General features: G+C 35.0%; 14 protein-coding genes. 3 read left to right on the plus strand and 11 right to left on the minus strand.

Going from position 1 to position 14,160, the window contains the following annotated elements:
• Nucleotides 1-206 precede the first annotated feature (206 nt).
• Nucleotides 207-1,469, plus strand: coding sequence for a VanW family protein (locus tag KI356_RS13165; protein WP_212935635.1), 1,263 nt, complete (start codon nucleotides 207-209; stop codon nucleotides 1,467-1,469).
• 54 nt (nucleotides 1,470-1,523) lie between these two features.
• On the opposite strand, the gene KI356_RS13170 is transcribed toward KI356_RS13165, so the two are convergent.
• From KI356_RS13170 to KI356_RS13180, 3 genes are all read right to left on the minus strand, one after another.
• Nucleotides 1,524-1,796: a hypothetical protein gene (locus KI356_RS13170; RefSeq protein ID WP_002116076.1), complete on the minus strand. Its 273-nt coding sequence runs from the start codon at nucleotides 1,794-1,796 to the stop codon at nucleotides 1,524-1,526.
• 14 nt (nucleotides 1,797-1,810) lie between these two features.
• Nucleotides 1,811-2,329, minus strand: coding sequence for an RNase A-like domain-containing lipoprotein (locus tag KI356_RS13175; RefSeq protein WP_002116074.1), 519 nt, complete (start codon nucleotides 2,327-2,329; stop codon nucleotides 1,811-1,813).
• Nucleotides 2,330-2,417: 88 nt separating this feature from the next.
• The gene (locus KI356_RS13180; protein ID WP_212935636.1) at nucleotides 2,418-2,603 is read right to left on the minus strand and encodes a hypothetical protein; all 186 of its coding nucleotides are present in this window, start codon (nucleotides 2,601-2,603) and stop codon (nucleotides 2,418-2,420) included.
• Between the two features lie 127 nt (nucleotides 2,604-2,730).
• Between KI356_RS13180 and KI356_RS13185 the strand changes: the two genes are divergently transcribed.
• Nucleotides 2,731-3,291 (plus strand): TVP38/TMEM64 family protein, encoded by a 561-nt coding sequence (locus tag KI356_RS13185; RefSeq protein ID WP_212935637.1) that lies wholly within the window; start codon nucleotides 2,731-2,733, stop codon nucleotides 3,289-3,291.
• Nucleotides 3,292-3,353: 62 nt separating this feature from the next.
• Here KI356_RS13185 and KI356_RS13190 read toward each other — a convergent pair whose 3' ends face one another.
• The 3 genes from KI356_RS13190 to KI356_RS13200 all read right to left on the minus strand — a co-directional run bounded on the left by KI356_RS13190 (nucleotide 3,354) and on the right by KI356_RS13200 (nucleotide 6,628).
• Nucleotides 3,354-5,054, minus strand: coding sequence for a M4 family metallopeptidase (locus KI356_RS13190; protein WP_212935638.1), 1,701 nt, complete (start codon nucleotides 5,052-5,054; stop codon nucleotides 3,354-3,356).
• A gap of 171 nt (nucleotides 5,055-5,225) precedes the next feature.
• Complete coding sequence (locus KI356_RS13195) at nucleotides 5,226-5,354, minus strand: NprX family peptide pheromone (RefSeq protein ID WP_128282780.1); 129 nt, start codon at nucleotides 5,352-5,354, stop codon at nucleotides 5,226-5,228.
• A complete protein-coding gene (locus tag KI356_RS13200) occupies nucleotides 5,351-6,628 on the minus strand; it encodes a tetratricopeptide repeat protein (RefSeq protein WP_128282779.1) in 1,278 nt (425 codons plus the stop codon). The genes KI356_RS13195 and KI356_RS13200 overlap by 4 nt, the downstream gene beginning before the upstream one ends.
• Before the next feature lie 198 nt (nucleotides 6,629-6,826).
• On the opposite strand from KI356_RS13200, the gene KI356_RS13205 reads away from it, so the two are divergent.
• Nucleotides 6,827-8,290: a nicotinate phosphoribosyltransferase gene (locus KI356_RS13205; RefSeq protein ID WP_212935639.1), complete on the plus strand. Its 1,464-nt coding sequence runs from the start codon at nucleotides 6,827-6,829 to the stop codon at nucleotides 8,288-8,290.
• A gap of 146 nt (nucleotides 8,291-8,436) precedes the next feature.
• Here the strand turns inward: KI356_RS13205 and KI356_RS13210 are convergent, their stop codons facing one another.
• From KI356_RS13210 to KI356_RS13230, 5 genes are all read right to left on the minus strand, one after another.
• On the minus strand, nucleotides 8,437-10,797 hold the full coding sequence (locus KI356_RS13210; RefSeq protein WP_212935640.1) for a heavy metal translocating P-type ATPase: 2,361 nt from the start codon (nucleotides 10,795-10,797) through the stop codon (nucleotides 8,437-8,439).
• Nucleotides 10,798-10,817: 20 nt separating this feature from the next.
• The gene (locus tag KI356_RS13215; RefSeq protein WP_002010461.1) at nucleotides 10,818-11,195 is read right to left on the minus strand and encodes an ArsR/SmtB family transcription factor; all 378 of its coding nucleotides are present in this window, start codon (nucleotides 11,193-11,195) and stop codon (nucleotides 10,818-10,820) included.
• A gap of 208 nt (nucleotides 11,196-11,403) precedes the next feature.
• Nucleotides 11,404-11,955, minus strand: coding sequence for a class I SAM-dependent methyltransferase (locus KI356_RS13220; RefSeq protein WP_212935641.1), 552 nt, complete (start codon nucleotides 11,953-11,955; stop codon nucleotides 11,404-11,406).
• Nucleotides 11,956-12,081: 126 nt separating this feature from the next.
• Nucleotides 12,082-13,497 carry an amino acid permease gene (locus tag KI356_RS13225; protein WP_212935642.1) on the minus strand — a complete coding sequence of 472 codons (1,416 nt, stop codon included), beginning with the start codon at nucleotides 13,495-13,497 and terminating at the stop codon, nucleotides 12,082-12,084.
• A 102-nt stretch (nucleotides 13,498-13,599) separates the two neighbouring features.
• On the minus strand, nucleotides 13,600-14,160 hold a 561-nt coding region (locus KI356_RS13230), incomplete at its 5' end, for an alanine dehydrogenase (RefSeq protein WP_369009429.1).

Genomic DNA, 14,160 nt, shown 5'->3' on the forward strand with positions numbered 1-14,160 from the left:
GCCTTGTTATTATAATTTTCAACATATTTTTCACACATATTGTGACAAAAAGAGACAATTATTACAACAATGTAACGTTTTTTATAAAAACATTACACGCATAGTGAAAATAATAGTATACTAGGACATACATACTGTTATTTTCATCATTTTTATACAAAAAATGTAATACATATATTTATACAAATTTTTCTGGGGGGAAATAAATGAAGAGAGGTAAAATACTAATCGGTTCCGCTATCGCTGGTGGCATATTACTTTGTGTAGGTGGTATTGGTGGATATCAATATGTATCCAAATTAAATAATCAACTAAATACAACTGTACTACCAAACACTACATTTGAAGGTATTTCTCTTGATGGAAAAAATAAAGCAGATATTCAAGCCATTGTTAATCAAAAGGTGAATGAATTAGATCAAAAACCCCTTAACTATGTATCCCAAAATGCTAAACAAACATATACGTGGAAAGATTTAGGGGTAGATTATAAAGAGAAGGATATTGTCGATAATATCTTTAAAGAACAAGAAGGGAACGTAATGAACCGTTACAAAATGCGTAAGCAAGCTGAAAGCGGTGAATTAAAACGTGACTATAAATTAACACCTCAATTAAATACAACAACTTATGAAACCTTTATAAAGGATAAATATAATGAAACATTAAAAAATCCTGTTAATGCAGAATTAAGTGTTGAAGGTTCTACTGTAAATATTAGTCAAAGTCAAAATGGAGAAAAGATTGATAAAGGAAAACTAACTGATTTAACGAAACAAGCCATTACTGTTGGCACATCAGACGTTACATTACCAGTTACACTCATAAAACCTGAACGATCTACAGAAGATATACAAAAAATGGGGATTAAAGAAGTAATTGCTGAATACTCTACTCCAATGGCTGGTCGTAATGGAAATCAGTCTTATAACGTAAATAAATCAGCTAACACTTTAAGTGGAGTTATTGTAGCACCTGATGAAACATTTAGTTTTAATGGCCGTGTTGGCGTAACTGATGCTGCACATGGTTATAAATCCGCAGCAGTATATTCACAAGGTAAAGTTATACAAAGTGCAGGCGGAGGAGTTTGCCAAGTCAGTAGTACTTTATATAGCGCAGCTTTAAGGGCAGATTTAGGAATTGTTTCTCGAAGCAATCATTCTATGCCCGTAAATTATTTACCACTTGGGCAAGATGCAGCAGTGGCAGATTATGGTCCGGATTTACAATTTAAAAACAATACAGGTAATCATATTTATATTCAAGCATTTTCAAATGGAGGTAGTATTACTACACGTATTTTCGGTACAAATACTGGTAAAAATGTTGAAGTTTCTTCTCAAGTAATTAGTAGAACTGATGATAAAATAACAGCGGTTACGTATAAAAAAGTAACACAAAACGGTGAAGTACTATCAAATGGACAAATTTCAAAAAGCGTATATAAAAGTGCCCCAAAACAATGAGATACTATCAAACGGACAAATTTCAAAAAACATAAAGAAAAAGGCGGGATCTACTCACGCCTTTTTCTTTTGCAATAATAGTAAAAAATCCCCAAGATGGTCTTGCGTTTCTTCTAAAGACCATATACGATTTCCTTGTCTTGCAGCTAATACGCACGCTTCTTCCCACGCGTTCTTTTTCTTCATATATAATAATTCATCTCGTAACTTCGCAACAGTTTCGTTTTCTTCTTGTTCTATAAATTCTTCCATTACACTAACTATTTCGTTTTCATGAATACTTAACGTACAGTATGATTTTAAAAAGTATTGTAATGTTGGATACATATATACTCCCCCCTTTATTTATCTGATGGATAAGAAGTAATAATCTTAAATCCTAGATCTCCTGATTTATCTCTCGCTAAAACAGTAACAGTCTTTACTAGTTTATCTTTTACATTCATATTTTTCTTTATTACCGTTTTTCCAACTGGGAATGAATGAGTTGTATTCAATACAAGGCGAGCCTCTTTAGAGTTTTTTAACCAATCCTGAATTTCTTTATCATGTTGTTTTAAGCTATCTTTCACAGCCTTTGTCGCTGTTTCCTTATCATAGTATGTACTTGCCGCTGAAACTTTATCTGTACTCAAACGTTTTTTCAGCTCTTCTTCTGTTTTTCCAACATGTCTTTCAATCGTATGACCATTTTTAGGTGGTCCTTCCATTTCATCTAAAATATTGTCACTAATTTTTTCTACTGATGTAGAATGATCCTCTTTTGGTTTTTCTGTTTTTTGTTCTTTTCCTGCACATCCACTTAAGATCAGCATTAGTGCCAATAAACTACTCAAAAAAAGACTATTTAGTCGTTTCATCGTATCACCTCTTCCATGATTATTATCGTAACTCCACTAAAAGTCAATTTCACAAAGAAAAAATGGATACAGTTTTAAAATCTCTCATTCATTTTTCTATATTTCTCCAATCAACTTTCATCAAATCACTATTTTTCGCCCACCTCAAAATATACCCCCATAATTTTATAATTATTTCCCAGATTAAAACACCAATCAAAACACTCAATAAATCCTTTAAACAAAGGGTTTTTTGAGTGTTTTTAAAACAAATTAAATATACCCCTACTTTCATATACCTAATACCTATATAAGGTATATGAACCCGTTTCTATCAACTGTTTTCTACATTATGTAAATTTGCACTTGCCTATACAATGGAAATATGGTGTAATGCAAAAAAAGATAAAGGATTTTATAAGATGGTTGAAACAATTCAAAACTTCTTAACAGACTATTATTCAATCGCAATTCCACTTAGTATTTTAATCAACATCATTATCAGTCTTTTAGGTTTTATCCCTAGTATTTTTTTAACCGCCATGAATATACAGCTCTTCGGTGTAACAAATGGCACAATCATTTCGATCGTAGGTGAGGCATTAGGGGCTATTATCTCGTTTTATATTTATCGCATAGGCCTTCAAAAGTTCACTCACGATAAAGTAAATAAGTATCCAAAGGTAGAACGCCTTCTTTACGTAGAAGGCCGCGAGGCATTTCTACTAGTCCTATCTTTTCGTTTTATTCCTTTCATTCCGTCCGGTATCGTTACTTTATTTGCAGCTCTAGGCAAAATGTCATTACTCTCTTTCAGTATTGCCAGCACAATAGGGAAAATACCGGCCTTATTGATTGAAGTATATTCTGCATATCATGTCATAAATGGAACAAATGAAGCGAAGTGGATTGTAACAATCGCGGGTTGCGTTGGATTATTTTATTTGTGGAAAAAATGGAAAAAAAATAAAGAAGGAGCATAGGCTCCTTCTTTATTTTTTGAAGTATATTCTATTAATATATACCTCTTACGAATAGAAATATCTTAGTTTACACCAACAGCACTAAATGATTGCTTAACTGCTGTTACTTCAGCAGAATTTGCACCATATAAGTCAGCAGCAGCTTGTACTGCACCAGCACGAGCTTGACTAAATGTAGTAGATTGCGTGAAATACTGTGTATTTGCACGGTAGTAAATCGCACCTAATTTATCTTTACCGATACCAGTTACAGTTACACCGTAATGCGTACCACCATTGGCTAATAAATAAGCTTGTTTGTTAATAATACCACTGTTTGTATGAACACCACCGTTATCACTTGAACCAGTGTAACGCTTAGAATAGTGGTCTGGGTCACCATATTTCGCTGGATCACTCATAGAACGAAGTGCATCTCCCGCCTTACCAGGTGTATAAATATCTTCACCAATCTCCCAATCTGGGTTACGGTTATCATAGAATTCTACTAAAGTACCAAAAATATCAGAAATTGCTTCATTTAATGCTCCTGATTCATTTTGATAAATTAAATTCGAGCTATTTTCCGTAACTGCATGCGTTAATTCGTGACCAATTACGTCAATACCACCAGATAATGAAGTGAATGTTACACCATCACCATCTCCGTATACCATTTGTGAACCGTTCCAGAATGCATTATTATACTTACTTCCGTAATGAACAGTTGATTTTAATGGTGCTCCTGCATCATTAATAGAATTTCGGTTAAATGTATCTTTATAGTAATCATATGTTTTACCTGCATAGTAATGAGCATCTACTGCTGCTGCATCATACGCTGCATTGAAAACATTATCTGCATCTGCCCATAATGTTCCTGGTAACGTCGAACGATTTTTCGCATCATATGTGAAAATTGTTGCTCCGCGCGTATTATCTTGCAAGTAGTAAGATGACCCAGATAACGTTGTATTAAGCGATTTCGTATCTCCCAATACGCCTTTACCAGTTCCCACTTTATTCGTTCCTGTTACAGGCTTTACAACCGCTTTAGCATCCTGTTTAGGAGCATCTTGTTTAACAGGTGACTTATCATCATTCGTCACATGATCAATTGTATTATATTTATTTAATACTTTACCGCTGTCTGCCTCAATGAAATAGTAGTAGTTTCCTGGGCTTGGATCTAAGAAGTTTAGATTTACAACGTATGCATATGTTGTTTCTTCACCGTTTTGATATACATATAAGTCCGCTTTTGGATCCACCTCATATTTAGGTGTTACACCTAAATCTTGTTGCGCGATTTCAATTGCTTTTGCGCCTTCAATCTTATTTTTATTTTTCAGCTTTTCCTTCTTGTCTAAATCAGGCGCAACTGTTCCAGACAATACTTTTAAAGAACCGTCTTTACTTACGTGAGCTACTTGAGTAGACCCCCATACAGGTACTCCCTCGTAAACTTGTTGCATACGTACTACTGTAGAATCAGTTACAGAGTCTTTTTTCACTTGTTTCACTTTGAAAGAATCTTGGGCACTCTTTTCTCCTAGCTTATAATCACCTTTTGCCGCGTTTAAGTAATCAAACACAACAGATTCTGCTTTCTTGCCAGTCGCTCCAGTTAGATCACCAGAAATAAATTCAGGTGACTGCACCGTCTCATTGTACTTCTTCGTAGAGAGTACATTTTTAGAATCCGCAAACGCAGAGCCTGTCCCTCCAAATGTTGTAACTGCCATTCCTGTCGCTAACACTAACGCTAAACTCTTCCTTTTCATATAACCTTCCCCCTAATAAAAAATTTTTGAAAAAGAGTAGTTTTATCGTAGCACTATGTTTTCACTATTAATATACTAAAAATTCAATTAATTATTTTCTCAAGTTTTGTAGAATTTTGATGAACAAATGTTGAAAAAACCCCTTTCCTGTTGGAAAGGGGTTTTTCAACATTATACATTTACAGTTTGTGATACACTGGTATCTAATCCATAAGTATCCGGTTTACTTGTATACTGTACTCCACCGACAATTGTAAGTACTACTGCAACTGCTAAAATTCCAGCTAATGCTTTTTTCATTTTTCATCCTCCTTATGATTTTCTAACATTTCAATAACTAGCTTATAATAGTGATTACTTTGCTCAAAGTTTAGTGACTTAGAAAAATATTCCGCAAGCTCCACATATACTTTCTTCAGTTCTATTTTATTGCCTGCTGATTTATAAAACGGAATAGCTTCTAATTCCAAAAATTGTTTATACTCTCGCGCCTCTTCAAAATACTTATTTCGAAGCATAAGCAGTAAATACAATTTTGTATTAAATCTCTCTTCACGTTTAGCAGCACCAATACCTTTCTCAATCCATTCTCTTGCTTCTTCAAACTGCTCTAATTTAATACACGCTAATGCCATTTCATATAATGTGTCTATATAATTTAAATCTATTTGTTTTTGAAGTTGTAAACTCTCTAAATAATACTCTTTCGCTTGATTATATTTTTTCTTTTTATAGTATATATTCCCGATATTACTTAAAGTAATAGCCATTAGAACGTCTTTATCTGCAAAAGCCTCTGATTCCCTCAGTATACTCTCATACATTTCTAAAGCTTCTTCATATTGCCCTTGTTCCGCATAACTTAATGCAATAAGAATTTGACAGTTTATCACGTTCCTAAATTTATACTCATTTCTAAATGCCTCTAGTGCAATATTTGCAAAATGCAACGTAAGATGTTGGATTTCCAAATGACTATAAGTAAGAGCGATATTATAATAAATTCCTGTCTCATGATATCCTAGCTCTTTTGCCATAATTTCTGTCTCTAGCAAATAACTTAATCCCTTTTTCCACTTATATTGTAAACAGCATAATAATCCTTTACTATACGTATACAACAACTTCTGAAAAGGCGAGAATTTCTTATATGCCTTCTTAAGTTTCTCCAACTCTTCTGCAATCGTCAGCAAGTCCCTTTTTATCATTAAATAACGTATATTAAGTAGTTTATAATAATTTATAATTTCAAAATCTAAAACATGTTGCATATCTTCTTGTAATTCATTATATATACGTTCAACCTGTGCCTTGTCCAAACGGATTAATGCATTCAACCACTCATCCAACTTCACTTTCACATCTTCTTCTACATCTCTCAAATCCGTCACGGCAATTTCTAGTCTTGTGCAGAGCAATTGTAGAATTTCTTCTGACGCTTCAATCTTTCCATTTTCAATCTTACTTAAGTATGAGACAGAACAAATGCCCTGACATAATTCTTCTTGTGTCATTTTTTGCTGTAGCCGTTTATAAAAAACTTGCTTGCCTATTTTTTCTAATGTTTGTTGCATTGTCCTCCTCCATTCTCATTACCCCCATTACTCTAATAATACATAAAATCTAGAGAAATATAAATTGATAAATGTAAATTTTCTAAAAAATATGCATTATTTCATTTTTTTCTCTCTTGACTTCAATCCCTATTACTTCTTTGCTACGAAAGGGGAAAAATTGGTATACTATAACCAAATTACGGAGGTGTTTTCGCAATGAATCATTATAAAGACGATAGTTACGCCTTACATACAGATTTATATCAAATCAACATGGCTTATACATATTGGAAAGATGGTATTCATACTCGCCGTTCTGTTTTTGATCTATACTTTCGAAAGCTTCCGTTTGAAAACGGCTATGCTGTTTTTGCTGGTCTTGAAAAAATTGTAGAGTACATAGAAAATTTCAGCTTTACCGAAAGTGACATCGCTTATTTAGCAGAGCTGCAATTTGAAGAAGACTTCCTTCATTATTTACAAAACATGAAATTTACTGGCACGATTCGTAGTATGCAAGAAGGTGAAGTTGTTTTTAATAATGAGCCTTTATTACGTGTTGATGCGCCACTCGGCGAGGCACAAATAATTGAAACCGCCCTCTTAAATATTGTAAATTACCAAACATTAATTGCTACAAAAGCTGCACGTATGAAGCACGCTGCAAATAACGATGAACTTTTAGAGTTTGGTACAAGGCGTGCTCATGAGTTTGATGCAGCTCTTTGGGGAACACGAGCTGCTTTCATTGGCGGTTTTTCTTCTACAAGTAACGTTCGGGCAGGGAAACGTTTTGGCATCCCTGTAGCTGGCACACATGCCCACTCTTTCGTTCAAGCATATCGTGATGAATATGTTGCGTTTAAAAAATATGCTGAAACACATAAAAAATGTGTATTTCTCGTCGATACATACGACACTTTAAAATCTGGTGTTCCAAATGCGATTCGTGTCGCAAAAGAATTTGGAGATCGCATTGATTTCTATGGCATTCGTCTTGATAGTGGTGATATGGCTTATTTATCTAAAAAGGCACGAAAACTATTAGATGAAGCAGGATTTACAAATACAAAAATTATCGCTTCTAGCGATTTAGATGAATACACAATTATGCACTTAAAATCTCAAGGAGCAAAAATTGACGTATGGGGTGTTGGAACAAAATTGATTACGTCATTTGAGCAGCCAGCATTAGGGGCTGTCTATAAACTAGTTGCAATTGAAGATACTGACGGAAAATTAAATGATACGATTAAAATTTCATCTAATCCTGAAAAAATCACCACTCCAGGACTTAAACGAATTTATCGTATTATCAATCGAGTTAATGATCATGCAGAAGGTGATTATATTGCATTAGATTCTGAAGAACCAGAAAAAGAAGAACGCTTGAAAATGTTTCATCCTGTTCACACGTATATAAGTAAATTCGTAACAAACTTTGAAGCACGTGAACTACATAAAGACATTTTCATTCATGGTAAACGAACCTATGAGCTACCAAGCATATTAGATATTCAAAAATATAACGAACAGAGTCTCGCACTATTCTGGGAAGAATATATGCGAACTTTAAATCCCGAAGAATATCCTGTGGATTTAAGCCAAGAGTGCTGGGATCATAAAATGAATTACATTCAAACAGTTCGAGAACAAGTTGAAAAAAACATACAAAAATAAACAGAGAAGTTTCCCCTTCTCTGTTTTTTTCAATACTATATGGATATTTGTAAAAGATATATTAAAATAATGAAACAAATATATTTTATTGAGTCAATTTCAACAAAATAATCAATAAAAAGAGGACGCAGGTTGCGTCCTCTTTTTTATAAATCTTTCACTCGTAATACACGCATTGCATTCAACACCGCAAGTAGTGTCACACCAACATCTGAGAAGACTGCTTCCCACATTGTTGCAATACCAAAGGCGCCGAGTAATAACACTAACCCTTTTACCCCTAATGCAAATATAATATTTTGCCATACGATGCTACGTGTACGTTTTGCAATTTTTACTGCCGTTGCAATTTTTGAAGGCTCATCAGTCATAATAACGATATCAGCAGCTTCAATTGCTGCATCTGATCCTAAGCCACCCATCGCAATACCAACGTCTGCTCGCGCTAATACTGGTGTATCATTAATACCATCACCGACGAATGCAATCTTTTCTTTACCGCGTTTTGCTGCATCAATTTTTTCGATTTCTTCTACTTTTTGGTGTGGTAATAATTCGGCATGAACTTCATCTAAACCTAATTCTTTACCAACAACTTCACCAACTGATTTTGCATCACCAGTTAACATGACTGTCTTCTTAATACCTAGTTCTTTTAACTTTTGAATTGCTTGTTTTGAATCCTCTTTTACCTCATCAGAGATAACAATATAACCCGCATATTTACCATCTACAGCAACATGAACTAGTGTACCTACTGTATTTGGTTGCTTAAATGTAATGTTTTCTTTTCTCATTAATTTAGCATTACCTGCGAAAATTTCTTTTCCTTGTACTTTTACAACCGTACCATGACCAGAAATTTCACTATAGTCTTCAATAGCATTTTCATCGATTGATTCTCCATATGCCTTTCGAATAGATTGTGCAATCGGATGATTTGAATATACTTCTGCAAATGCTGCATATTCTAATAGCTCTTCAGTTGTAATACCTTCACTAGGCTCCATCTTCGTAACTTTAAAGACACCTTTTGTTAATGTTCCTGTTTTATCAAAGACGATATATTTCACATCATTCAATGCTTCTAAATAGTTACTTCCTTTTACTAAAATCCCACTTTTGGATGCACCACCGATACCTCCAAAGAATCCAAGAGGAATGGATACAACGAGCGCACATGGACAAGAGATAACTAAGAATACTAACGCTCTATAAATCCACTCAGAGAATGTAGCACCTTCTAAAATAAGTGGTGGAATAAACGCCATAATCGCCGCTGTAATAACTACAACAGGAGTATAGTAGCGCGCAAATTTCGTAATAAAGTTTTCTGTCGGTGCTTTTTTGCTACTTGCATTTTGTACTAAATCTAAAATTTTTGATACAGTAGATTCACCGAATTCTTTTGTAACTTCTACTGTTAATACACCATTTTGGTTCACAAAACCACTTAATACATCATTTCCGACTTCTACTTCACGTGGTACAGATTCACCTGTTAGTGCTGAAGTATCCATCATCGATGTTCCCTCGACTACTTTTCCGTCTAATGGTACTTTCTCACCTGGTTTTACGATAATATAATCACCGATTTGCACATCTTCTGGTGATACTTGTTTCGTTTCATTTCCAACTTTCACATTCGCATAATCAGGACGAATATCCATTAATGAAGTAATAGATTTTCGAGAGCGATTTACCGCAATACTTTGGAATAGTTCCCCTACTTGATAAAATAGCATAACTGCAACAGCTTCTGAATATTGTTGAATTGCAAAAGCTCCTACAGTTGCAATTGCCATTAAAAAGTTTTCATCGAACACTTGGCCGCGAGTTATGTTTCTTATCGCTCTCCAAACAATATCTCCACCAATTAATAAATACGCAAGGACGAATAATGGAATTGTTATCATTTGCGGTAATCCGGCTAGCGCAGCAATTCCTGTCAAAATTCCACCGACTACCAATCGTCCTATCATCTTTTTCACATTTCCATCGCCATGATCATGACCGTGGTCGTGTCCTTTTTCCTCTTCACGAACAACTTTTACATCTGGCTCTAACTTTTGAACAACATTTTTTATATTTTGCACAGTCGATTCAAGTTCTCTTTTATTCGCAACTTCTACTCGTAATTTCTTTGATACGAAATCAACAGTCGCTTCTGAAACTGTTGGCATTTCCTTTACCTTATTTTCAATCTTCATTGCACAATTTGCACAGTCTAAGCCTTCTAATACAAATACTTCTTTTATTGATTTTATTTTTTGTTCTTCTTGCACTTTAATATGCGGCTCTAATTTTGTAACGAGTTGTTTTGCTTCCGTAACAACTTCATTTTCTTTATTTTGCGGTGTTTCTAGAATCATTGTCTTTGTTGCGAAGTTTACGGAACAAGAATTTACTCCTTCTATATTCCCAACACCTTTTTCAATTTTCATTGCACAATTTGCACAATCTAAACCTTCTAGCATAAGTTTCTTTTTTACTAATGCTTCTGCCATCGTTCTCCCTCCTCGCGTTTTTATTCTTCCTCGTTCACGTGTTCAAACGCTTGCTCGAAGATATGAATTACGTGTTGATCAGCTAATGAATAATAAACTACCTTTCCTTCTTTACGGTTCTTTACAAGCTTTGCTTGCTTTAATACACGAAGCTGATGTGAGATTGAAGATTGCGTCATTCCTAATAAATAAGCTAAATCACAAACACACATTTCAGCTTCAAATAATGCATGTAATATTCTCGTACGTGTACGGTCACCTAATACTTTAAATAATTCTGCTACTTTACTTAAACTTTCATCAGTCGGAATTGTTTGTTTTACTTGATCCACGATTTCCTCGTGAATTACCGTTTGAGAACATGCTTCCTGTTGCGTTTCTACTTTATTTTCAGCCATCATAGCTCACCTCTTCATTTGAACATATGAACAACTATTCATATATCTTATACCTTTATTATATGAGCGTCCATTCATATGTGTCAATGAAATCTGATACATTTTTTTGAACATTTCGTTCACATTTTAAAATAGGCATATAAATATTCTCGACATCTCATCCTCCCTTAATACAAAAAAAGGGGCGTACAATTCGTAGCCCCTTCTCTTACTTATCTACTTTCACTGCGTCTACAATTAAAGAAGCAAAACCTAAATTTCCATCCTGATTTCTATGGTCAAAGCGCTTCGAGCGATAAATAAAACCTTCTTGCTCATTCCAATCATTATAATGAAATTCTCCATTTTCATCGTAATACTCTAGCAACTTCACTTGAAAACCCGCTGCTTCAAACATAGATACAATCGTTTTATAGTTATGTACAATTTTATGACTTGCAGCTGGATGATCTAACGGACCGGGTCCTCCCACCTGCACACCACGCTGATATTCTTCATTGGGGAAAAATGCATCCGGCACTGCACAACGAATATAACCATCATCTTGTAAAAACTCATAGCATATTTTAGCTGCTTCTATACCTTCTTCATACGATAAATGCTCCCATACGTGCTCAGCCAAAATTACTGATAAAGAATTAGTCTGAAATTTATTAATCCACATTTCTCTTCTTAATAAATTTAATTCATCCTCATTTGTATGTAACCAACCTTGGTTATTATTATATCCCTCTGCTCCAACGACAACTTTCGTCTCCATCTTTCCACCCCTTTTCATATTCCGACATAAAAATTCGACAAAGTAACGTTGCACCCCTTTATTTCCCCAAAAGAAAAAGCCTTGCGCGCTCCCTAGACGCACAAGGCTTACTAACTTTATATCCCTTTAATTAGCTTCTTCTAAATTATCCTGCGAACTTCCATCGTCTTTTAAATGACTATGTTTTTTCGAATAAACAAAGTATACAACTACTCCAATTGCTAACCAAATACCGAAGTATATCCATGTTGTTAATGGTAGATTTACCATTAAGAATAGACAGCTTGCAACTGAAATAATCGGCAAGATTGGTACAAGTGGTACCATAAATCCACGTTGTAATTTCGGATGCGTTTTACGAAGAATGATGACAGTTACACCAACCATCGCAAATGTTAATAACGCTCCAATATTCGCTAAATTCGACAATTCTTTTAAATCGATAAATCCGGCAATTAAAGCACTACCAATTCCTGTTAACCAAACTGAAAATGTTGGTGCTTCTGTCTTCTTGTTAATTTTCGCAAAAGATTTTGGCAATAAACCGTCACGGCTCATAGCGAAGAATACACGTGTCGTAGCGTAGATGTATGCGAAAATTACAGCCATAATACCAATTACAGCTCCAATAGCGATTACACCCGCCACTTTATCTTGTCCTACAACTTCTAATACATAGGCCATCGCTTCAGGTACATCTAATTCCTTATAAGAAACCATACCTGTCATAACGAGACAAACTACAACATAAATGATTGTACAAATGACTAATGAAGCAATAATACCAATCGGCAAATCACGTTGTGGATTTTTTACTTCTTCAGCAGAAGTTGCTAATGCATCAAATCCTAAGAAAGCGAAGAATACTGCTGCTCCTCCGGCAAAGACTCCACTTAAGCCGTACGGTGCAAATGGTATCCAGTTTTCTGGTTTCACGTAGAATACACCAACTGCAATGAATAAAACAACAATACCAATTTTAATTAATACCATTATGTTATTCACACGCTTACTTTCTTTCGTACCTCGTGATAATAACCAAGTTATCACTAACGTAACGATAACTGCTGGTAAGTTCACGATACCACCTTGCGCCGGAATCGTTAACAATGCTTTTGGAATTTCAAGTCCCAATCCACTCACTAAATTATTGAAATAACCTGTCCATCCACCAGCTACTGCGGCAGTTGTTACGACATATACGGATAACAATGTCCATCCCATTAAATGGGCAACAAATTCACCAATTGTCGCATATGAATATGTGTACACACTACCTGAAACAGGAAGTGCAGATGCAACCTCTGCATAACATAAAGCTGCAAATCCACAAACAATTGCTGCAATCATAAATGAAAAAATAACTGCTGGACCAGCATCTCTTGCTGCTACTAATCCAGTTAATACTAGAACTCCTGTACCAATTATCGCACCAATCCCTAGCATTGTTAGGTCAAATGCCCCTAGCGTTTTCGTCAAAGTTTTACTTTTACTTTCCCCTAACAATTGCGTAACGGATTTCTTTTTGAATAGGTTGGCCACGATGAATGCCCCCTTTACCAAGAAGAGCTAAGAGGTATTATCTCTTAGCTCTTATCATGTTGTTTTATATATTGTTCGATTTTGTTTTGTATAATGCTTCTATTAGCAAGATACTGTTTCTGCTTCTAATAACTCTTTTGCACCTTTGTACTCTACACCGTGAGCTTCTGCAACTGCTTCGAATGTTACATAGCCATCTAATGTGTTAATACCTTTTAATAATGCAGTATTGCCTAGGCAAGCTTCTTTGTAGCCTTTGTTAGCAATTTGTACTGCATATGGTACTGTTACGTTTGTTAATGCAAGAGTTGATGTACGTGGAACCGCACCTGGCATGTTTGCAACTGCATAATGAACAACGCCGTGTTTTTCGTAAGTTGGGTTATCATGAGTTGTAATACGGTCAGTTGTTTCGAAAATACCACCTTGGTCAATCGCGATATCTACAACAACAGAACCTGGTTCCATTGATTTAATCATTTCTTCTGTTACAAGTTTTGGCGCTTTTGCACCTGGGATTAATACTGCACCGATTACAAGATCAGATTCTTTTACAGCTTCTGCAATATTGTAAGGATTAGACATTAAAGTTTTTACTTGGTTTCCGAAAATGTCATCTAATTGACGAAGACGTTCTGCACTTAAGTCGATGATTGTTACATC

It is taken from the genome of Bacillus hominis, assembly GCF_018332515.1.
Lineage (GTDB): Bacteria > Bacillota > Bacilli > Bacillales > Bacillaceae_G > Bacillus_A > Bacillus_A hominis.

What these genes read in the sequence shown, in the direction of transcription:
- KI356_RS13205 (WP_212935639.1), top strand. Translation starts at nt 6,827, where the DNA reads ATGAATCATTATAAAGACGATAGTTACGCCTTACATACAGATTTATAT.
- KI356_RS13165 (WP_212935635.1), top strand. Translation starts at nt 207, where the DNA reads ATGAAGAGAGGTAAAATACTAATCGGTTCCGCTATCGCTGGTGGCATA.
- KI356_RS13180 (WP_212935636.1), bottom strand. Translation starts at nt 2,603, where the DNA reads ATGAAAGTAGGGGTATATTTAATTTGTTTTAAAAACACTCAAAAAACC.
- KI356_RS13185 (WP_212935637.1), top strand. Translation starts at nt 2,731, where the DNA reads ATGGTTGAAACAATTCAAAACTTCTTAACAGACTATTATTCAATCGCA.
- KI356_RS13190 (WP_212935638.1), bottom strand. Translation starts at nt 5,054, where the DNA reads ATGAAAAGGAAGAGTTTAGCGTTAGTGTTAGCGACAGGAATGGCAGTT.
- KI356_RS13200 (WP_128282779.1), bottom strand. Translation starts at nt 6,628, where the DNA reads ATGCAACAAACATTAGAAAAAATAGGCAAGCAAGTTTTTTATAAACGG.
- KI356_RS13215 (WP_002010461.1), bottom strand. Translation starts at nt 11,195, where the DNA reads ATGGCTGAAAATAAAGTAGAAACGCAACAGGAAGCATGTTCTCAAACG.
- KI356_RS13210 (WP_212935640.1), bottom strand. Translation starts at nt 10,797, where the DNA reads ATGGCAGAAGCATTAGTAAAAAAGAAACTTATGCTAGAAGGTTTAGAT.
- KI356_RS13170 (WP_002116076.1), bottom strand. Translation starts at nt 1,796, where the DNA reads ATGTATCCAACATTACAATACTTTTTAAAATCATACTGTACGTTAAGT.
- KI356_RS13220 (WP_212935641.1), bottom strand. Translation starts at nt 11,955, where the DNA reads ATGGAGACGAAAGTTGTCGTTGGAGCAGAGGGATATAATAATAACCAA.
- KI356_RS13195 (WP_128282780.1), bottom strand. Translation starts at nt 5,354, where the DNA reads ATGAAAAAAGCATTAGCTGGAATTTTAGCAGTTGCAGTAGTACTTACA.
- KI356_RS13175 (WP_002116074.1), bottom strand. Translation starts at nt 2,329, where the DNA reads ATGAAACGACTAAATAGTCTTTTTTTGAGTAGTTTATTGGCACTAATG.